13 protein-coding genes and 1 pseudogene are annotated in these 21,504 nt (G+C 34.8%); 3 read left to right on the top strand and 11 right to left on the bottom strand.

The window, feature by feature from the left end; translation table 11 throughout:
- Positions 1 to 2: 2 nt before the first annotated feature.
- Positions 3 to 2,081 (bottom strand): fibronectin type III domain-containing protein, encoded by a 2,079-nt coding sequence (locus FLB_RS01975; protein ID WP_064714292.1) that lies wholly within the window; start codon positions 2,079 to 2,081, stop codon positions 3 to 5.
- 1 nt (position 2,082) lies between these two features.
- Positions 2,083 to 6,624: a hypothetical protein gene (locus FLB_RS01970; protein ID WP_082923193.1), complete on the bottom strand. Its 4,542-nt coding sequence runs from the start codon at positions 6,622 to 6,624 to the stop codon at positions 2,083 to 2,085.
- 1,321 nt (positions 6,625 to 7,945) lie between these two features.
- Between FLB_RS01970 and FLB_RS01965 the strand changes: the two genes are divergently transcribed.
- Positions 7,946 to 9,283 carry a phosphatidylserine decarboxylase family protein gene (locus tag FLB_RS01965; RefSeq protein ID WP_197488923.1) on the top strand — a complete coding sequence of 446 codons (1,338 nt, stop codon included), beginning with the start codon at positions 7,946 to 7,948 and terminating at the stop codon, positions 9,281 to 9,283.
- Between the two features lie 459 nt (positions 9,284 to 9,742).
- A pseudogene (locus FLB_RS01960) lies at positions 9,743 to 9,934 on the top strand (transposase); the annotation flags it as partial.
- 79 nt (positions 9,935 to 10,013) lie between these two features.
- On the opposite strand, the gene FLB_RS01955 reads toward FLB_RS01960, so the two are convergent.
- The 9 genes from FLB_RS01955 to FLB_RS01920 form a co-directional block, all read right to left on the bottom strand.
- Entirely contained in the window at positions 10,014 to 10,625 is a 612-nt protein-coding gene (locus FLB_RS01955) for a hypothetical protein (protein WP_064714290.1), read from the bottom strand.
- A gap of 12 nt (positions 10,626 to 10,637) precedes the next feature.
- Positions 10,638 to 11,078, bottom strand: a complete 441-nt coding sequence (locus tag FLB_RS01950; protein ID WP_064714289.1) for a DNA/RNA non-specific endonuclease — start codon at positions 11,076 to 11,078, stop codon at positions 10,638 to 10,640.
- A 438-nt stretch (positions 11,079 to 11,516) separates the two neighbouring features.
- The gene (locus tag FLB_RS01945; RefSeq protein ID WP_064714288.1) at positions 11,517 to 14,615 is read right to left on the bottom strand and encodes an efflux RND transporter permease subunit; all 3,099 of its coding nucleotides are present in this window, start codon (positions 14,613 to 14,615) and stop codon (positions 11,517 to 11,519) included.
- A gap of 3 nt (positions 14,616 to 14,618) precedes the next feature.
- The gene (locus FLB_RS01940) at positions 14,619 to 15,704 is read right to left on the bottom strand and encodes an efflux RND transporter periplasmic adaptor subunit (protein ID WP_064714287.1); all 1,086 of its coding nucleotides are present in this window, start codon (positions 15,702 to 15,704) and stop codon (positions 14,619 to 14,621) included.
- An 11-nt stretch (positions 15,705 to 15,715) separates the two neighbouring features.
- On the bottom strand, positions 15,716 to 15,925 hold the full coding sequence (locus tag FLB_RS14445; RefSeq protein WP_231891029.1) for a hypothetical protein: 210 nt from the start codon (positions 15,923 to 15,925) through the stop codon (positions 15,716 to 15,718).
- Between the two features lie 24 nt (positions 15,926 to 15,949).
- Positions 15,950 to 16,963 carry a TolC family protein gene (locus FLB_RS01935; protein ID WP_231891028.1) on the bottom strand — a complete coding sequence of 338 codons (1,014 nt, stop codon included), beginning with the start codon at positions 16,961 to 16,963 and terminating at the stop codon, positions 15,950 to 15,952.
- An 84-nt stretch (positions 16,964 to 17,047) separates the two neighbouring features.
- The gene (locus FLB_RS01930) at positions 17,048 to 18,409 is read right to left on the bottom strand and encodes a sensor histidine kinase (RefSeq protein ID WP_064714286.1); all 1,362 of its coding nucleotides are present in this window, start codon (positions 18,407 to 18,409) and stop codon (positions 17,048 to 17,050) included.
- Positions 18,406 to 19,086 (bottom strand): response regulator transcription factor, encoded by a 681-nt coding sequence (locus FLB_RS01925; protein WP_064714285.1) that lies wholly within the window; start codon positions 19,084 to 19,086, stop codon positions 18,406 to 18,408. Before FLB_RS01925 ends, FLB_RS01930 begins: the two co-directional genes overlap by 4 nt.
- 64 nt (positions 19,087 to 19,150) lie before the next feature.
- Positions 19,151 to 20,239 (bottom strand): M42 family metallopeptidase, encoded by a 1,089-nt coding sequence (locus FLB_RS01920; protein WP_064714284.1) that lies wholly within the window; start codon positions 20,237 to 20,239, stop codon positions 19,151 to 19,153.
- An 80-nt stretch (positions 20,240 to 20,319) separates the two neighbouring features.
- Between FLB_RS01920 and FLB_RS01915 the strand changes: the two genes are divergently transcribed.
- Positions 20,320 to 20,994 (top strand): DUF4294 domain-containing protein, encoded by a 675-nt coding sequence (locus FLB_RS01915; protein WP_064714283.1) that lies wholly within the window; start codon positions 20,320 to 20,322, stop codon positions 20,992 to 20,994.
- Positions 20,995 to 21,504 lie beyond the last annotated feature (510 nt).

Here is a 21,504-nt window from a genome sequence, read left to right as displayed (position 1 = left end):
TCTTAAAATTTAACCGTATAAAACTCCATTTTAGACATTCTTCCATCTTTAAAAATCGCTCTAATTCCGTATTTGTAATTGGTGTTTATGGTAAGGGTTGGGTCAGATAGTTGTCTTTTTTTTCCATCTACAATTTGTATCAATTGCAAAGGATCTTTTTCAGAGGCTTTATAGATTTCAAAACTATCGACTGAGGGATTGTTGTAGCTCCATGATAGATCGATAGTGTTATCCTTTGTATTGGCTTGTGCAAAAAAGCCTTTGATCCCTTCCATCACGCCAAAGAGAGGAACAAAAGTAGATAGGTTAGGAGAAGGGAGCGATTGAAGGCCTGATTCGTCTTTGGCAAAAATGGCATAAGTGTACGTATTCCCTTCCTCTACGGTTTTGTCCTGAAATTGTTCTTCTTTATTTTTGGCTTCAAAAACTAGTACCCACTCCTTTTGATCGTTTTGTTGTCGATACAATTGATGCAAGGCCACATCTTCACTTTGACTTCCGAACCATTCTAAGAAAACACCACCTTCTTTAATGTCATATTTTGAAAAAACAGGCGATGCTGGAGGAATAATATCCGGTTTTTTTAGGATAAGAGGCTCCGAAAATTCAGACATGTTGAATCGAGAATCTACAGCAATTACTTTGAAATATACTTTGCTATTTAACGATTTGAGTACTACTTTATCCTCAAAAGTAGTCTTTTCACTAGGACTCACTGTCAACTGACTGTATTCCTCAGAGGCATTATAAGCTTTATAAATTCTATACCCCAACAGGTCTTTTTCTTTATTGGCTTCCCACGAAATTTTTACCACACCTAGACTGTCAATGGTGCCTTTTAGACCAATTGGTTTGCTTGGAGGAATAGAATCAATGGGTTGGACAAGCATAGGAAAGGAGGTTCTACTACTTCCTTGTTTGCCCACTGCGGTTAGGGTAAAATAGTTGGTTGCGTTTAATTTTTTGTAAACGACAGTTCGAGTCTTTGGCGCAATGTTTTTGATTACCGTAGTATAGTTGCTATCTTCTTTGTCAGACTGATTAAGTTCAAAACCTGATATTTCGTCATTTCCTTCTTCGGGAAATTCCCAAACCAGATTAACGGTAGTGTCATCTATAAATTCTTTTGTCGTAAGATGAGGTACAAATTTCAGGATTGTCTTTCCTTTTCCACTAACAAGGTCAGAGTAGGGGCCCAATTCGCCAAATACAGAAATCCCCTGGATGCGATAACTATATTCTCGATTGTTGGCAATAGAGTCTACATAAAATATTCTGTTGTTATTGGTGTTTTCTTGATTTAAGCTAGTATAGGGTTTTTGAGTAATGCGTTCAAAGTTTTTTTTGTCCAAAGAGCGTTCAATATAATAACTAGTATAGGCGTGCGCCAATATATTGAAGTTCCAACTCAACATGGTGCTATTGTCGGTAAAATGAGCGGTAAAATCCATGGGCTTAGGTAAAGCTTCCCATTCTTTTGGATTAACAAAAACACCACCATACCTAATTTCTAGTTCTTCTTTTGGGACATTGGAAGAAATGCGATAGAGGTATTTTTCATTGTCTTTAATCGTAGTATCTTCAAAACCTAATCCCGCTTTTTTGGCGATTTCAAAGTCTTTGTCGGCTGTGTATAAGGCAAAAGTGAAGCGTTGCTCAGTTTCTTCAGCAAGGTTTATAATCGCTTGTAGATTATCGGTTCCTGTCACAGAAAATTCCTCTCCATAAAGCGCTTGTGCGATAATGGCAGCATTTTCATTAGTATCAATTATTGCTTCCCAAGCAGCTACAGGTTCTGGTTTATAGTGTTTAGCCAAAACAATTTTTTCAGGACTGGAAAGGGTTTTATTGTTGCGGGCAACAGTAAAACGTTCTACTAAATAGCCATATTTGTTTAGTTTTTTCCATGACAATGCATCAGTTACAGCCCAGCGTAGTAAAACTTTATCCTTTTGAACTCTTGAGAGCACTTTGATTTCTTGTTTTTTTTCTGAAGTTTCAGCTTCTTGAATGGTTTTATTTTGTGCTAGTCCTAATTGTATTGTGCTTAAAAGAAGGAGTAGTATATAGTGTAGCTTCATTTTAATTGGTTTTGTTAAATGTAAAAATTGAACTTGTTCCTAATTGTCCACCGGGTAAAGTGTAATTCAATTTTATGTTATAATTCCCTTTTTTGATGTAAGGAAAAGTCCCGTTGATGATATAATCGTACTTAGATATCATCTCTTGATTGGTAGTATTTAGATATTTATTAACCACTTTATATCTTAGATCAACAAAGTCAGTCTTGTAATAAAAAGGTAAATTATAGCGGTAAGGCAAGTAATCTCTGAGCATGAAACTACTTGAATTATTTATGAGATAGTCTTGATACCATACTAATGTTTCGACACCTTTTGTTGGTGGAACTCCTAAGATATTTGTATTTCTATTTAAGGTTAAATCACTTTCTAATGGATACCCCTTATATATCAAAGGGAAAATTTCATTTTTATAATAGGTATCGTCCAATAGAGCTTCAGTGGTTACTAAAGGGATATTTAAAGTTTTGGCATTACCCATAAGTTCAATTTCGTCAAATGGTTCCATGGAATTGTTGATCGAATGCAAGGCATGTACATCCGAGTAGATGATTTCTACTAGGGTTTGTTTTGGTTTTTTGGCAGCCATTTTTTCCTGAAAAGTATTGTATTGGCTTGTGTTGAAATTGTATTGCAAGAGTTCAATATCTTGACCTTTGGTTACGGTTCCATTTAACTCATTGTTTTTAGTTTCAATGCTAGTTTCTGAATCTAAATTTTGTGTCTGATAGCTTTCTTTTAGATTGTTATTGGCTTCCGATTTAGGTTCTAAAGTCATTAAAGTAAGTTGGTAGGCCTTAGATGTTTCTAAAACAGGCAGGCTAATACTTACCTTTTTCAAACTAGGGGTATAGGTTATAGCTCCATTTGCTGTATTGGAACCAGTTTTGTAAAAAGCTTTTTGAGTTTGACCAGGTTTTAATTCAAACAAATAAGATTGACCTTGTTTAAGTACTACATACGCCTCTTTGCTCTCGTTTTGATACACATATTTTTGATCAAATACCGGATAACAATAGGCAATATTGCTTACAGGTATGTTTTTTGGCGCTGCTCCAGTAGTAAAGTTAATGGTTTCATTTTCGGTCGCGATTTGACCGTTATCATAAATAGTTTTCCAACTACCATTACTGTATTCTTGGAAACTTACTTTTACATTAAGTGTTAAATCCGAATTTTGCGGCAATACTTCCGTTGCGTTAAAGCTTAGCAAATCATTGGTCGTATTCCAACTCATGGAGCCAACTATTGGAGTACCATTTTTCTTAATAGTATATTCCTCTAGTTTTAGACGGTACGTTTTTGTACCATTATCTTCCTCAATAGTGAAGCTTTTGTCAATAGGCATATTGAACGCTACTTGTGGAATGGAAAATACATTCACGTCTTTGGCGTCTTTTGTAGGGGTAATATCGGCGATGGCTTTTAAACCGTTTAAAGGAGTATCATTGATGAATTCGCATTCTTTTCCAAATTCAAGTTTAAAACGGAATCGCCCTTTTACTAAGCCTCCGAGTAAATTAAAGTATCCCCCAAGGTATCCTCTAATCCATGCAGGATTTGGAAGTTTGGCTTGTAATAGAACAGCACCTCCACCTTTTATAATTGATATTTTCTTTTTTATCATGAAAAGCTTGATCTTAATACCCAGCTCTCCTTGTAAATACGCGTAGGCTTGCCCATTAGCATACCAACCATTAATACCGATTGGTCCGGAACCTTTGCATTGGGCTTCACCATAATCTTTTACCATAATATCAAAACCAAAACCTGCTTCAAAATTAGCGTAAAAGAGTAAGAAGGTGATGTCTCCCGTTTTGATACTGAAATCTGATCCAAATGCGAAACCTTTGCCATTGCCAAGGCTGTTTTCATTACGCATGTAATCTAATTGTTTTGCATCAACACCTAGAATTTTAGCAACAATTGCTGGTGGTGGTGGACTAGCTGGAATATCGTCTCCCATCATAAAATAACCTCCGGCTTCAACTTGCACAGGCCCTATACCCATCTTCAAACCCAATCGATCAGTTGGAGTACCCATTCGAATATACCATTTATTAGGAGCAAAATGCAAAACCGCCCAGCCAGCTCTATTGCCTGAGGCTCGTCCTTTTATAAAACCGCCAGGAGTATCTATGTATAAGTCAAAGGTACCATGCAAGGTTTTTGATGTAAAATCATATTCTATTGCTGCAAATGCATTAATACCCATAGAACTTTTTACATCATTTGGATATAATTCTTCTGCCGCTTTAGATAGATTTTCTTGTTTTAGTTTTTCAAGAATTTTTGTGGAAAATTTAGCTTCTTTTTCACTTATTTCCTTCAATGCCTTTTTAAGTTTATCTGGCACTGGAATCTCAAAAGGTTGCATCACATGCCCTTCACCATAAATACTAACTCGATTGATACCAAAATTACTGTTAAAGGCAATCTCGAAACCAGCGCCACCCCAAAAAGCATCCGCTGAGGCGGTGCCTGAAAATTTAATCATGGCTTTTACCCCTAAACTTGCATTGATATCTGGAACATAATTAGAACCTGAAGCAACAAAACTGCTACTAAATCCTTCTTTTTTCATTCTATAGTAAGCACCACCACCAAAACCTTTAATCGTGAAGGCTCCTTGTGGAATTTTTAAATTATCTACCATAGCATCAACATACCAATATCTGAATGTTGTAGCGCCAAAAATAGCATTAGCTTCTACCTTAATGCCACCTGTAAAATCGCAACTCAGCATTCCTTTAAAGCCTTTACCATAAACAGGGTCATTGTCCATTATAGCAATGCTTCCTTTTAGTTTCATACCACCTAAATCGGCTCCAATCGCTATTTCTTCAAATTTGATATGATCGTATTTCCATTTTTGAATGCCTTCCTCTTTGCCAAATTTTCCAACAACATAAAATTTAGTTTTCCCTGTAAATTGATTTTCCATGATGTTAATAGCCAAATCAACCTTTAGACTAGCACTCTCTGGAGTTGTTAATAGGGCTATTTCATTAATGGTTACAGGAAAATTACTTACACTAGCATCTTTACCCGGAATATTCTTATATCCAAAATAATCAGCACTCAAGTAAGGAGAAACGGTTTCTAATGTTAAATTTTGGAATATAATTCCATTGAATTCAACGGTTTCTTTGGTTTGTTCATTTTTACCTGATTGTGCTTGTGCTGCCGTGACGGGTTTATTACTGGCTTTTAATGACAACGTACCAAATAGAACAGCTTTGGGTAAAAATTTACCATCTTTTACTTTTAATTCTATGTAGGAGTTTTTCTCTATAATAGCATTTGCTTTAAAGGCCTGGAAGCATATTCCATTGGTTACTTGAGCATTTAAAAGATATTCATTTTTTACAGGATCAATTATCGCCTTATACGCTAATTCTGATCGTGTACCACCATTACAATTTGCAGATTTTTCAGAAACGGGTAAGAGAATATCACCGCCAAAACTTGCAGAAGTCAACGAATTCGCAACAAGTGTTATGTTTACTGAGTCAAGTGACATTTGCCAGCCTGATGCATTTCCTTCGTCTATACTAATAAGGTTACTGGCAGAAAAAGATCCAGAAACCCCCATACGATCTATCAATAAATCATTGGCTTCAAAGATAATTCGCTCTTTACTTTCTTTTTTCTTAAACTCTTGGGGCAAGACCACTTTAAGTGATTGTACATAAAGGCCACGCCACAAATTTTCATTACCAGCAACCAAATATTTTTCCTGATAATTAGGAGGCCATTTTACACTTTGCGAGTTTCGTAAATCACTAAAGTCTATGACAGCTTTGTTCAATTCAAAACAAAATCCTTTCTTGGAGGTTAATTGAAATTTAGGCAAGGATATTTCAACCAAGATATCATTCCAATTCGATACGATAGTTTTAAAATTTCCTGTAACTAATGCAGGAGAAGGGAGTGCTTCGTAATTATTGTCTACAGGTTCAACAAAATTTCTTGATAATTGTACATCTGCTGTAATTCCCAGCTCCTTAAAACCATTACAATCAATAGTTACATAGGTTTTGTTCTCAACAACTCCCGTTTTCATATCCATTCCTCCTTTTAAAATCAATAAGAGATTTTCGCCATTGATTTTGATAGGAACATCACCAAGTAAAACTAAATTAGTATCACCAACTAAACCACCTTTGTGTGATAATTTAATATTATTGGCACCAAAAAATAATTCTTTTGACTTGCCAGCTTCATCTCTTTGTGGGAGTATGATTCTAACAAATGCAGTTAATTCGGTAAACTCAGGGGTGAATTTTGCGCTACTGATGCCCAACATATATTGAATACCCCCAATTGTTTTTTTTATGCCTAAAGGCAACATGGAGAGTTTTTTAGGCCCTAATTCATCGGTAAGATTATCGGTTTTGTCAATTGTACTACAAGTTGTTTTTGCGAGGTCTAAATCGTTTTGAGTTTCTTGCGACAGAGAGAAATTTTTAATCAAATAATCGGTAGTAAATTCACTTTCGCTGGGTTTGTAATGATTATTTGAGGCAATATTGGTTGACATAAATTGTTCTTTGGCCAAATACCTTGTTGGAGCTATTGGTTTCTTTTTTGAACTATTTATTGAGTCTTTAACTACAGTTGAGTAAGAAGGTAAGGAGGAAACAAGAAGAAGTATACTTAAAATGAATAAGTGTAACTTAGAAGTAATTTTTTCCAATGTATGTTTGGTTAAGTTTATATTTTAGGGATACTAGCATTCTATTGATTGATAGTATTTTGGGTTGTCAAATTTATAATAATTTTAGTAAGAAACAAATGTTGTTTTGTTAGTTTTTTAACAAATAAAAGTGCTTTATGCGCTAAAAAAAAATGATGTTCTTTATGAATAAATAGTACTTTTTGGTGATTTAATTTATACTTGTTCAATTGTAATTAATATAGGTATGTGGTTTAAAAAGAGGTGGTTGTATTTTTTTTAGAAGGTTTAAAAAGAGGAATTTAGAAGTTATTCTTCATGTTTTAAAAAAGTAGCATTTGATATACTTGATCTAAAATAAAAAGAGGCTATTTTAGAATTCAATGTTATTGTGGAAGTAAAATAACATTTTGAATAAAGCACGTATGGCTTTATGAGTAAAAAACTTCTAAATTGAATTTAATGAATGTCTACTTAAAAAACTTCATAAGTATTTTGAAATTATTACCCGTTGGGAGAAATTCAAAAAAAATAATAACCTTACCACACTTCGATACCTCAGTGCAGGCTATAGCCATAGATTAATAGCATTTGAACATAGAAACAAACAGAAATAGCACTATTTTTTACAATAGATGAACTATGTGAATAGTAAAACGTCTATTAATTTCTCTTAAATACAGCAAGTTCTATGATTCTAGCCTGCACTGAGGTATCGAAGTGTGGTAAAAAACAATTTCACCCAACGGGTAAATTATTGTATATCTTTATTTCAACAGTTGTTTTTTAATTTACTGTATTTTAGATTTTTAGCATGCTTGTAACTACACCACAAAGTATTTAAAAGGCACTCCGTGTAATGTTGGAATTTTTTAATTGTTGATTACTGTGTAGGTACAGAATATAATCATTGCAATAGGGGTTTCATAACACCAAAACGACTCTTTGTGTCATAACAAAAAATTTCTTTAAAAATATAATTTAATTTTAAGCAAAGAACTAAACTGAAGCTAGTCCTTTTAGTGTGCTATTTTTTGACACAATAAAGCCTCAATATAGCCTACTAATTTATTACTTAATGTTTTGAGGGTTTATTTTACTATGTGCTTTATGAATAAAACCCATTATAGCAACTGCGGATTCCGAAAAGTCTATAGAGTAGGAAAAACAAAATAAATAAAAAACAATGATAAACAACGACTTAACTCCATTTACCATGCAAAGTGGTTGGATTCCCAATCCGTCAAGCGCTTCTTTCAGGGCTTTTTTTGAAATGATATTAGTTGCAGAACCTAAAACATTATCGCCTACTGTGCAAGCGCTCAAAGAATTGATAGAAGGGGATAATGTATTATTATATTTGGCCAATAATGCTTTCAAAGAGAATAGCAATATTATATATGCTCATGAATCCACTCAGGAAGCACCCATTCACAGAATACCTGATTTAGAAGTATTGCTCAATGGATTCAATACCATTCTTACTCTTGCGCCACATTTTATAAATAATGATTTGGTTGGTTTACCTTTTTCAGCATTTGTTGTAGGAATTGATGCAACTTTAGGGGGAAGTACCTTGTTTAGATTACCTATGTTTAATGAGAAAATGAAAGCTATTTTAGACGAGTGGGCGATTTATCTTGAATCTCCTTCGTCCAATTGGATTTTTGCGAAAGAAGGGGAACAATGGCTATCGGAAACAGCCAAAAAACAATATGATTATCCGCTTTGGGCAAAAGATGCTGAAACCTTGCCTTATTGGAAATCATGGGACGCTTTTTTTACTAGAAACTTTAAAGATCCTCAAAAATCCAGACCAATTGCTGGACCAGATTCCAATCAGGTTGTGGTATGTCCTAATGACGGCTCCTTGTTTTGTTGGCAACCACAAGTAAAAAAGAAAGATGTCTTTTGGCTCAAAGGAATGCCGTATTCGTTAGACGATATTTTTAGTTCTTCAGATCCTGAGCAAGATAAAATTATAAAACAATATCAATTAGCCGATATGTTTGAAGGTGGATATGTTTTTCAAACCTACTTAAATCCTTATAATTTCCATCGTTGGTGGGTACCCGTAAATGGGAAAGTGCTCTTTGATCCTTTGGTAATTCCTGGTTGCTTTTTTAGTAAATTGGTTTTGCCTGATTTTGGAGGGGCAACAACCGCCTCGACTCCTTATTTAGCCGAAGCTAATGCTCGTGGACTAATTGTTTTTGAAACGCCTGACTACGGTAAAGTATGCTGTATTCCTTTGGGCATGAGTGAAGTTTCTACTGTAACCTTTGATGAGAAAATGAAAAAGGGGGCTGTTGTTAAAAAAGGAGAAGAAATGGGAATGTTTCATTATGGTGGCTCTTCTTTTGTAGTGATGTATCAAAACTTACCTGATAAGCAACTTATTTTTATGAATGATAAAGGAGATTATTATCCCCAACAGCCACCACCACCAGGGAGTAGTGCTGGTGCTAGTAATTTTGGTACCAATATTGGCTCACAAATTGGGCAATGGTATTCCAAAGGTTAGGATTGTAGAGGATTGAACTTCTAGCCACTCTTTAGCAAAAAATCAAAGTTAGTTTAATTCGACTGCTCGGACATAAAAAAAAAATCTATGCGAAGTCTCCTGACCCCGCTTTCCCGATAGCGCGGATTTGCACACGAACAAAGTGAACTGACGAAGTAAACCCGATAGCGCGGATTTGCAATCCGTGCCCACAACGATGAGCCGCAAACTTAATCCATGCCCACAAAGCAAATCTACACGAAAACAAAGAAATACAAGCTATTTTTTTGTTTGTTTTGTAGCTTTTATTGTAGTTTAAGTGAAATGGATATATACAAAGTATAAAGCAATTTGTTTTAGATTGTTGATGCACTGTGTGGGCACGGATTGCAAATCCGCGCAATCGTATGTATAGATATATCCGCACGATCGGGGATCAAAGCTATAAAGTATGCTTCGCCAATTCGCACTTTCAGGCTCGTGTGGCAAGACGGCTATCACGCTGAAATAATAGAAACCAATTGGTTCATAAAACAAAAAGTGAATTATATCCACAACAATCCTGTAAAAGAGAAAGTAGTTAGCTCACCAGAGGATTATTATTTTAGTTCTGCCAGAAATTATGCAGGCTTAGAAAATGATTTAGAGGTTGTGATGTTGGATTTATTTTAGATTGTTGATGCACTTTGTGGGCACGGATTGCAAATCCGCGCGATCGGGGGGGTGCAAATCCGCGCTATCGAGGTTTATTTTAGATTGTTGATGCACTATGTGGGCACGGATTGCAAATCCGCGCTATCTTCCGTAGAGCTATATCCGCGCGATCGGGAACTCTTTCCTTTCCATCTTTAGTAAGGACTATTCTATATTCTAATTCGTTTTTTTCATTAATATGGAAAGTAAATTTACCGCTATCCCATGAACTTAAATATTCTAAATCACCATCTGAATCGTATTGAGTAGGAACAAGATCATTATCTTTTTCATATTCAAATATCATAGACATCATGCGTTCATTTACCCACTGATAGAAAACTTCTGCTCCATCTAATAAATCCTTTTTGTCTTCTTCGGCATCCCACCAATATTTATCTAAAAAAGTTTCATCTTTCCTTAAAATCAATTTATACCTGTTGAATTTATCCGCTGTATCTTTGGATTCATTATAATTTTTCCTTAACCTATCAAATAGCTTTCTTATATTTTTAAAATCAATCCAAAAATCTTCTACATTATTATTTTCATCGATAAAAAATAATGTTTCATATCCAATTGATGCTGGAGTAATTTGGATAACTATCTCTGCTTGTTTCCATTTAAATTCTTTTAAATGTGAAACTATAATTTCAATAATATCTCTCATCTAATTTTTTTTTTACGGATTGTCGTATGTTTTTGTTAAACTTAAATCTATTTTTCCATTTTTATAAATCTTTACATCTACTGATGTTGATCTCTTGGAACTTCCATTAAAATTAAACTCCATTACAGCTTTTAGCTTTACATTTGGGTTGGCTTTTTTGAAATCTGAAACTGCTTTTTCCATTTTATACCATTCCCCATAACTATTTTCAGGGGTATTTTGAGAAAAATAATTAATTTGTTCGCTTGGTCCTCCCCATTCATTTCTAAAGATATGTCCTCCAGCATCAGAAGGAAAACCATCTTTTAATGTTTTAGTCTCTTGTTGATAGTCTTTATTTCTGGCTCTTGAACTAAAATCAACATCTTCCATAATTGCCTTATTAACCCTACCTAACTCATCTGTTTCAAATACAAATCTACCATTATCTACAACATATCTATAGCTTTTCATTAGGGGTGGAGATACATTTGAAAATTTGTTCCGATAGCGCGGATTTGCAATCCGTGCCCACAACGATGAGCCGTAAACATAACCCCGATAGCGCGGATTTGCACACGAACGAAGTGAACTGACGAAGTAATCCATGCCCACAACGATGAGCCGCAAACATAATCTATAGTCGTAGTGTGTGACGCGGAAATTTATAAGCGAATGCGATGAAAACTACCTGAGAAAACACAATTTTTTTTAAAAGAGCTATTTCAGTAACAGTTGGATTCAAGTGGGGGAAGTAAAGCGGTTACTAAATGGAGACGAGGTGAAATCAAAAAAGCACCATTACAACTAATGATGCTTTTCCTTTAAACCGAATAAAATTCGGTAATCTTTATCCTTTGGGTGAAGTTCAATTAAAATAAAAACTAAACCACACCGGTAATCTTATATTTTTTACGCTATTGGAATATGTTTTTTTCTGTTAAAAACCCAAAAAATAATTGGGAAAACCAAGAGGGTCAAAAGGGTGGCGGTTAGTAAGCCGCCAATAATAACAATTGCAAGTGGTTTTTGTGATTCTGAACCAATTCCAGTAGAAATGGCTGCGGGAAGTAAACCAATTGAAGCCATAAGCGCAGTCATGACTACGGCCCTTGTTCTGGCTTTTACACCGCAAAAAATAGAGGCTTCTAAGGATAATTTAGCTTTTAAATTATGATGAAACTCCGAAATAAGTATAACTCCATTCTGAATGCAAATACCCAGTAAGGCAATAAAACCAACTCCAGCAGAAATTCCAAAGTTTATTTGTGTAAGGTGTAGCGCAATAATTCCACCAATAATTGCAAAAGGTACATTGACGAGAACAAGTAAGGAATCTTTGATATTTCCAAATAAGACAAACAATAAAACGAATATTCCAATTAAGCTGATAGGGACAACTTGTGCCAAACGTGCACTTGCTCGAACTTGATTTTCAAATTCTCCTGTCCACCCAACGGTATAGCCGGTTGGTAATTTTAGTTGCGATACTTTTGCCTGAGCTTCTGCAATTGTGCTTCCAAGATCTCGATCACGAACAGAGAACTTTACTCCAATAAAACGTTTTGTGTTATCTCTGTAGATAAATGCTGGTCCCGTAATAGTTTTTAAATCACTGATTTCTTTTAATGGTATTTTTATCCCGCTAATGGTGGGCACTTTTAGTTCAGCAATATCATTTTCATCTTTGCGGTATTCTTTTGAAAAACGGACTCTAACATCAAATTTCTTTTCATTTTCATATTTTTGCGTGGCTGTTTTTCCTCCAAAAGCCAATTCCAAAACCGCTTGCGCATCACTTAAGGTTACTCCATAAGCCGCCATTTTATCTCTGTCGAGTAGCACACTTATTTCTGGTTGTCCAACATTTCGTAAAATGCCAACATCCTTTATGCCTGGAATATCTTTGATTTGTTTTAAAACTTCATTCGATAATTCATCTAATTTTTCTAAATCATCACCATAAATTTTTACAGCATTAGCAGCTTTAAAGCCTGCTACAGATTCTGCAACATTATCGATAACGGGTTGTGAATAGTTATAAGTTATCCCTTGATGAAGCATAAGTTTTTGATCCATTTCATTGATTAAATCGTCCATTGTTATTTTTCGTGTCCATTCAGCTTTTGGTTTTAAATCAACCTGAAGTTGAATGAAGCCAAAGCCATTGGGGTCTGTTCCGTCGTTACTTCTTCCAGTTTGTGAGAGAACATTTTTTACTTCTGGAAAGGAGGCTAAATCCTTTCGGATCAATGCTGCCGTTTTTACACTTTGTGGAAGGGATAAACTCATGGGTAATTCTGCAGTTACCCATAAGGCGCCTTCATTTAATTGTGGCAAAAATTCGGTGCCTAAAAAAGGGGCAGAGAAGAAGACAGTCACCACCATAACTACGGATGCAAGTACTGTTTTTACTTTATGTTTAAAGGTCCAAGCAAAACTTTTTTCAACAAGTAGCTCCCAAAAATTAACAAACGGATTATTTTTTTCTTTTACATTTTTATTTAAAAGGAGGTGGGATAACACAGGGACTAAAGTTAAGGTAAAAAGTAAGGCTCCTATCAAAGCAAATCCTAAAGTATAGGCCAATGGAGAGAACATTTTTCCTTCTACTTTCTGAAATGAAAATAGGGGTAACAAAGCAGTAATTATGATTAATTTAGAAAAGAAAATAGCTTTACCCATTTCTGTTCCAGTTTTTTTAATCAAACGACCTTTGGCAATTTTATTATAAGCGGTCATACCTAATTGATGTGCTCGTTGATCTAACACGACAAATAATCCTTCGACCATAACAACTGCACCATCAATGATAATTCCAAAATCGACCGCACCCAAGCTTAGCAGGTTGGCGTTCATACCCATCATTTTTAGACAGAGAAAAGCAAATAATAAGGATAGTGGAATTATAATCGCGACAGTAAAAGTCGTTCTCCAGTCGGCCATAAATAGAAACACTACACAAGTTACCAGAATGATTCCTTCAAATAAATTATGCATTACAGTTGCTGTGGTGAAATCCATCAACGTATCACGATCATAAAAGGTTGCAATGGTAATGTCTTTTGGAAGGACATTTTCGTTTAAATCTTGTATTTTATCTTTTAGTAATGCCAAGGTTTCCTGCGGGTTTTCGCCTTTACGCATGACTACAATTCCTTCCACAACGTCATCATTATTCCCTAAACCTGTTTGTCCTACTCTTGGCATAGAACTTTCGTAAACAGTAGCAAGATTTTTTACTAGAATCGGATTTCCATTGGCATCGTCAACAATAATGTTTTCAATGTCTTGAATGGATTGTAGTAAACCAACACCACGAACAACAAAAGCTTGACCATTTTTTTCGATAATATCACCACCAACATTTAAGTTTCCTGAATTTACAGCAGTATAGACCTGAAGAGGGGTAATGTTGTACTGGGCAAGTTTTATGGGATCAACACCAACTTCATAAGTTTTAGTTTGTCCACCAAAAACATTTAAATCGGCTACTCCAGGAACGGAACGAAGCTGTTTGTCAATGACCCAGTTTTGATAAGTTAGTAATTCTCGACTATCTCTACTGTCACTTTTTACAATATATCTAAAAATTTCACCGGTTGGACCATACGGCGGTTGCACATCAGGTTCAACATCCTCAGGGAGAGAAACATTTTTCAATAAATTGTTTACTTGCTGACGAGCAAAGGGATCATCGACACCATCGTCAAAAATGATTTTAATTACGGATAAACCAAACATGGTAATACTACGAACACTGGTCTTTTTCTGCACGGAATTCATCGATAGCTCTATAGGAGAAGTAACAAACCGTTCTACTTCCTCAGCGCTTTTGCCGTTCCATTGCGTAATGATAATAATCTGAGTATTGGTCACATCAGGAAACGCATCGATTGACATGTTTTTGAAAGAAATAAATCCAGCAACCGCCAATAATCCTACCCAAAAAAAGGTAAATGCTTTATTCTTAAGCGAAAAAGCAATGATATTTTGTATAAATTGATTCATGTTTTATTCGTTTAAAGCGCGATAAATAAATAACGGGTTGTTGGTAATGACTTTCTCATTTTCTTTTAAACCACCAGAAAGGTAGGTAATAGCTCCAACTACTCTGTAAACGTCAACTTGTCTGGTTTCAATATGGTTTCGGTCTTTATACACCAATACAAAATTTTTGCTTTTATCAAACACTATCGATTTACTTGGTATGGCAATCATAGACTCGCCTTCACTGTATGACAGTTTTATATTGGCGTTCATATCTGGTTTTAACTTGTAATCGGTGTTTTGAAGTTTTATTCGGGCTTGCATAGCTTTTGTTTCGGGATCAATAACATTGAATATTTTATCAACCTTTCCTTTAAACACTTGATCTGGATAACTCAAGGTCGTTACAGCTGCGTCAATACCTAGCTTTATTTTATTGATATCAATCTCATTAATATTGGCCAATGCCCAAACTTCACTAATTTCGGCAATATCAAAAATGTTTTCAGAACGGTCACTTCTCAAAAGCATATCCTGATTGATACTCTTTTGAATAATAAAACCACTAATTGGTGCTGTTACCTCATAAATAGAACCTGCTTTTATTTTATAGATTTTATAGGTTTCTTCAATTTTACGCAATTGTGACTGTGCTTTATTGACTTCAGATTTTGCCTGTAAAACATCATGCTCTGAATTTAATTTTCCGTTAAACAGTTCTTGAGCTACTTTTAATTGATTTTTAGCTACTAGTAGGTCATTTTTTGCATCAATAGATTGTTTTTCAAGATCGGCAATGTCTGTGCTTTTTATAGTAGCTAGCACTTGACCTTTGCGTACATAATCACCTAATTCTACATTAACCCGGAGTACATTCCCTCCAACAAGCGGATATACATCAATCATTTTGTTATTATCAGCGGTAATTTTTCCGTAAAAACTCAATACATTTTTAACCGCTTGTGTTTTCGCTTCAGCCGTAGTAAGGGTTTTTAGCATAGAATCGCTTACTACAAACGTGGTGGTTGTTGCAGAATGTTCAACTTCTTTAGTACAACTTACAAGGGTTAGTGCTGCAAGCACAATTCCTATAGTTAATTTATGTTTCATTTTGTTCTGTTTTAAAATAGGTCTTTGTTAAGGGTACTGTTTAATTCTTCTCCAGAAAGCACTACTTTTTTTTTCAATTCATTGACCTGAATTTGAGCTTGGTTGTAACTTTCCATAAAGTCAGTAAATTCTAGTAAACTGATATTTCGTTTCTGAAAATTGGTTAAGATTCCATTGTAGACCGCTTCGAAATCAGAATTTATAGTGGGTTGTATAACCACATAGTTTTTTCGGGATTCGTCCCATTAATGCCAAGCCGATGTAATTTCGGTTTGCAATTGAAGTTCAAAATTTTGTTTTTCTACTTTGGACTGCTCGAGTAGGGTTTGAGCGTAGGTAATGTTTCCTTTGTTTTTATTCCAAAGCGGTAACGGAATCCCTAAAGTCAAATTTGCTTCTTTTGTAAATGCGCCACTTCTTTGATCATAGCTGGCTCCAACGGTGATATCTGGAATAGAAAGCGATTTTTGCCATTTGAGGTTTAGCGCATTTGCTTCTATATCTTTTTGCTTTGATAAATAATCGGGTCGATTAGCTAGTGCTTCACCTTCAAAAGTCTTAAGGTCAAAGGGCAAGGGCTTAGTGTATTTGTTAAATTCATCAGTTGTAATTGTAGGGATAATGGTTTCAGAAGAATTTAATAGTAATTTCAAATTGGCTTGCTCGGTAATATTATCATGAACTATTTCCATTCGCTCATTTTTAAAATGTAAATACAAGGATTGTAAACGTACCACATCTCTCAATGGAACGTTTCCTTTTTGCGCTTGAACACTATAAGAGTGTAGTAAGTCTTCAATTTGAACTAATTGTTTGTCAGTTATGGCAAGACTTTTTGTGTTGTAATACACAGTAAAAAAGCTTTTTCTTAATTGAAATTTTAAGGATCGCAGTAATTCATTGAACGCTAATGCTGCCAATTTTTCATTAGCTTGAGCCAGCTTTATCTCATTGCGTTTTTTTCCTCCCAAATAAATAAGCTGTTCGATACCAAATGCTTTTTGACCCTCTTTTCCGATGTCGAAGTAGTGATGCCGTTCAGGATTATAAGCATTTAGTTCCGCACTAATCATGGGATTATCCCAAATTCTAGCTTGGATAGTCAAAGCCTTCGAAGCATCAATTTTATACTGAGAGGCCAATAAAAAGAGATTGTTTTTTAGAAATTGGCTTTCACAGTCTTGAAGGCTGACTGTTTTTTGTGCCAAAATGACGGGGTGAAATAGTATAAGGAGTAATAAGGGACATAGTTTTCTCATTGTGTCGTTTTTATTTTTTGCAAAGATGCTAGCATCAGCCTTTAAGAGAGCTTAAAATCGACCTTAAAAACGACTTAAAATAAGTTACAAATGAAAAAGTATTCGAAATAAATTTGTGTTACTGTTTGGTGTACTGTAAGTGATAGTGGAATGATGAAGATGTAAAATGCGTTGTACAATACGCAAACCTAGCCCAAAACCAGAAGTTCCTTGCGAGTTTTTACCACGCATAAAGGGTTGAAATAGATTTTTTTGTTCACTTTCGCTTAAAGTTGTGCCGGTATTCGATATAGATATAAAAAGACAATCATTGGCAATACCGAATTTTACTTTTGCTTGTTTGTTATCAGAGTATAAACATGCATTTTTAAGAACATTGCTTAACGCAATCTCTAGTAAATTTTTATTTCCTTTAATCTCTAAGGCAGTATCTAAATTGTCATTATCTTCCATTTCAAACAAAATAATGAAATCTGGAAAACTTTTATTGAGATTGTCAATGGCTGAAAATAAAATTTCATCCATTCGTTGCACTTCATGATGCTCGTGATGGCTATTGTCAATTTTAGACAAGATCAGTAAGGAATGAATTAATTCGGTTAATTGATTTACATCAGATAGAATAGAGCCTAAAAACGTTTTTCCTTTAATTGAAGTGGTAGAATCTGCAATAGTATTTTCTATTTTAGAAGTAATCCGGGTAAGGGGAGTTCTTAGCTCGTGTGAGGCATGAGCAGTAAATTCTTTTTGTTTTTGATAAGAAACTTCTATTCGATCCATCATGAAATTAAATTCATTTGCAATCAAATCTATTTCATGCTTACCACTTTTCGAAGCAATACGAGTGTCAAGATTATTTTCGTTGATCTTTCTTATTTTTTGATGGAAAACTGTTAAAGGACTCATCGCTTTTTTGACCATAAATGAGGTCAAAATCCAACAAATGGAAGTGAAAAAGAGATAGGATACAATCAAAGTGTACCTTAGAAAAAGCAATTTTCTTTTGCCGTAATTATCGGTAGCAGCTATTAAGGCATAAAAATCATTGTCTTTAGTGTCATAAAAAACACCATAAACTTCATAATCGCCTTGCTGCTTAAAAAATGATTTATGTTTTTTAAGGTACTTTAAGTCGTCAATGGACCAATTGATCTTCGCATCATCAATACTGCTATAGATTAGTTGGTAATTTGTATTAAACACCAAAGTCTTTTCGTCATAGAGTTTATTAATCGAGTTTTGATCGATCATTTTTAAAAGCTGACGATCTACTTGCTTAACATTGACTAATAGTTTGATATTGGATAGTGCTTTTATCTCAAGACGATCTCTAAATTCTTCTTTTCTAAAATTAGAATACAAAACAAATATCAAGGTAGAAGCCAACCCAAAAAGGATCGTAAACAACAAACTTACTACAAGTGAGATCCGATTTTTTAATGTCATTCCTGATCGCTTAAATAATATCCGTAACCAATTTTGGTATGGAGTAACTTTACTTCATGGTTTTTATCGATTTTCTTTCTCAAAAAATTAATATACACTTCTATGGTATTCTGATTCGTTTCAATATGATAATCCCATAGTTTTTCTGCAATAAATTGTTTCGATACTATTTTTCTTTTGGCATGAGCCAAAATCAAAATAAGCTTAAATTCTTTAGGAGTTAGTTTAATCTCTTCACCAGAGCGATAAACTTTCATGTCATCTTCTAGGATTTCGAGATCGTGAATAGTAATCTTGTTCTCGACCTGTTGCGGTATTTCTTTTCGTTGCAACAAAGAAGAACTTCTAGCGTATAATTCTTCAAAATGAAAAGGTTTTACCAAATAATCATCGGCACCAATACTAAATGAAGCCAATTTATCTTCAATAGCACTAAATGCGGTCAACATAATTATCGGAGTCTTTTTGTCGATAGCTCGGATTCCTTTACAAACCTCAATGCCATTTATTCCTGGAACATTGATGTCAAGAATGATTAAGTCATAGGCATTCGGAAAGTATTTCTTCAATAATAAAGAACCGTCATAATAAGGGGTACACTCGATTTTTTTTGAAGTAAAAAATGCTGAGATCTCTTTTGATAAAGTAAAATCGTCTTCGAGTAATAGTAGTTTCATGCTTTTTTTTATTAGTACATTCGGTTACTTATTCAAATAACCGAATGTACATTTAAATCTCCTTTTATTTAAAATAAGAAAAAGTTTCGTGATTCTCTATTTTTAATAAAGTTTCATAGATTAATTGAATAACATTTTCAACATCTTTACGATGCACCATTTCTACAGTTGTGTGCATATAGCGAAGCGGTAAGGAGATCAAGGCCGAGGCTACGCCACCATTACTATAAGCAAAAGCATCGGTGTCGGTTCCGGTAACACGAGAGGACGCTAAGCGCTGAAAGGGAATACCTTTTTCTGAAGCAGTGTCCAAAATAAGTTCTCTAAGATTATTTTGAACTGCTGGGGCATAGGTAATGACTGGGCCTAAACCAATCTTGGTTTCTCCTTCAATCTTTTTATCAATCATAGGTGTAGTCGAATCATGGCAAACATCAGTAACAATGGCTACATTCGGTTTAATAGTTTGCGTGATCATTTCAGCACCTCTTAAGCCTACTTCTTCCTGAACGGCATTGGTGATATAAAGGCCAAAGGGAAGCTTCTTCTTGTTTTCGTGCAAAAGTCTAGCTACTTCGGCAATCATAAATCCTCCCATACGATTGTCTATCGCACGGCAAACAAATTTATTGTCATTCATAATCATGAATTCGTCAGGGTAAGTGATAACACAGCCTACATGAACGCCCAATTTTGCCACTTCTTCTTTGGTTTCACATCCCAAATCAATAAAGATATTGCTGGTTTTTGGGTTTTCTTCTTTGTCTCGATTACGAGTATGTATGGCGGGCCAACCAAAAACACCTTTTACGATCCCTTTCTTGGTATGGATATTCACTCGTTTTGAAGGTGCAATTTGATGATCCGATCCACCATTGCGAATAACATAAACCAATCCATCTTCGGTAATGTAGTTAACATACCATGCAATTTCATCGGCATGCCCTTCAATGACCACCTTAAAAGGTGCGTCTGGATTGATGATACCAACGGCAGTGCCGTAGGTATCCGTTATAAAAGTATCTACATAAGGAGTTAGGTACTCCATCCAAATTTTTTGTCCCTCAGATTCATAACCAGTAGGAGAGGCGTTGTTTAAGTATTTTTCTAAAAATGCCAACGAAGCAGCATTTAATAGTGATGGTGAACTCATAATAATTATTTTTTGCTAAATTATAAATTTGGCATCAGACTTGTGTATAAATTTATAATTTTGAATCATAAATTTTTCCCATGAACCGAATTTCCATTTATTTGTTTTTCCTTTTGTGTTTTGTTACAGCTCAAGCGCAAGTTGTTCCCAAAGAAACTGAAAAAATTGAGCCTGTGCTTATTGAAAACGACAGTATTCTTAGCGATACAATTCTGTTGCCTGAAATAATTATAAGCAAAGAAAAATTAAGTCTTGAGGATAAAAAGCAATTCTTAATTCTTCAAAATAGAGTCTATAAAACCTATCCTTATGCAAAATTAGCCTCCGAAAGATTAGTAGCCCTCAAAAAAGGAATGTCGTTTTTGAAAACAAACAAAGAGAAAAAGAAGTATTTCAAAATCGTAGAAAACTATTTGACCAATGAATTTGAGGAAAAACTTAAAAAACTCTCGAGAAAGCAAGGCCAAATTTTAGTAAAACTCATTCATAGACAAACAGGGATTACAACCTATGACCTAGTGACTGATTTAAAAAGTGGATGGAAAGCATTTTGGGCCAACACCACCGCTCGTATTTTTGATATTAATTTAAAAACAAAATACCAACCTTTCGAAGTTAACGAAGACTTTTTGATAGAAACGATTTTGGTTCGTGCTTTTGAATCGGGTCGTTTACAAAATCAGCAACCGGCCTCCCCAGTAGATTACGGAACCCTTAATGAATCTTGGCAGGCAAAAGCAAGTAAGTCCCACTAGTGTTTTTTATTCATAATAAATATAGCTGTCGTTGGGCAGCTTTTTTTATACCCTTCTTATAGCATCACGCGCATTTCTCCAGTTCGTGCAATTCGTTACGAGTAATGTTTGGGCGTTCTCCTTATATATAGAGAAGTTTGTTTTTACACCAGAAGTATTGTGCTCTTATATATAAGGAGCCGGGCTATCCGCTACAAGTCCTCGACCAGTTTCGTTATCACTGCACTAGTCTGTGGGCTTTCCACTACTATCCCTAACGCGTAAGGTCATCTCTAAACACCAAACGTAAATTGGATCACAAAGGTATAAGAGATAAGTTAAAGAGTGGTTTTACTCTATATTCTATACCATATATAATGTATAGATAGTGTATATATAATGTATAGATAGTGTATAGATAGTGTATAGATAGTGTATAGATAGTGTATAGATAGTGTATAGATAGTGTATAGATAGTGTATAGATAGTGTATAGATAATGTATAGATAGTGTATAGATAGTGTATAGATA

Source organism: Flavobacterium succinicans (assembly GCF_001662485.1).
GTDB lineage: Bacteria > Bacteroidota > Bacteroidia > Flavobacteriales > Flavobacteriaceae > Flavobacterium > Flavobacterium succinicans_A.
The sequence above is the reverse complement of the archived record's forward strand: the minus strand, read 5'-3'. Positions and strand labels throughout refer to the sequence as shown.

What these genes read in the sequence shown, in the direction of transcription:
- FLB_RS01975 (WP_064714292.1), bottom strand. Translation starts at nt 2,081, where the DNA reads ATGAAGCTACACTATATACTACTCCTTCTTTTAAGCACAATACAATTA.
- FLB_RS01970 (WP_082923193.1), bottom strand. Translation starts at nt 6,624, where the DNA reads ATGTCAACCAATATTGCCTCAAATAATCATTACAAACCCAGCGAAAGT.
- FLB_RS01965 (WP_197488923.1), top strand. Translation starts at nt 7,946, where the DNA reads ATGATAAACAACGACTTAACTCCATTTACCATGCAAAGTGGTTGGATT.
- FLB_RS01955 (WP_064714290.1), bottom strand. Translation starts at nt 10,625, where the DNA reads ATGAGAGATATTATTGAAATTATAGTTTCACATTTAAAAGAATTTAAA.
- FLB_RS01950 (WP_064714289.1), bottom strand. Translation starts at nt 11,078, where the DNA reads ATGAAAAGCTATAGATATGTTGTAGATAATGGTAGATTTGTATTTGAA.
- FLB_RS01945 (WP_064714288.1), bottom strand. Translation starts at nt 14,615, where the DNA reads ATGAATCAATTTATACAAAATATCATTGCTTTTTCGCTTAAGAATAAA.
- FLB_RS01940 (WP_064714287.1), bottom strand. Translation starts at nt 15,704, where the DNA reads ATGAAACATAAATTAACTATAGGAATTGTGCTTGCAGCACTAACCCTT.
- FLB_RS01935 (WP_231891028.1), bottom strand. Translation starts at nt 16,963, where the DNA reads ATGAGAAAACTATGTCCCTTATTACTCCTTATACTATTTCACCCCGTC.
- FLB_RS01930 (WP_064714286.1), bottom strand. Translation starts at nt 18,409, where the DNA reads ATGACATTAAAAAATCGGATCTCACTTGTAGTAAGTTTGTTGTTTACG.
- FLB_RS01925 (WP_064714285.1), bottom strand. Translation starts at nt 19,086, where the DNA reads ATGAAACTACTATTACTCGAAGACGATTTTACTTTATCAAAAGAGATC.
- FLB_RS01920 (WP_064714284.1), bottom strand. Translation starts at nt 20,239, where the DNA reads ATGAGTTCACCATCACTATTAAATGCTGCTTCGTTGGCATTTTTAGAA.
- FLB_RS01915 (WP_064714283.1), top strand. Translation starts at nt 20,320, where the DNA reads ATGAACCGAATTTCCATTTATTTGTTTTTCCTTTTGTGTTTTGTTACA.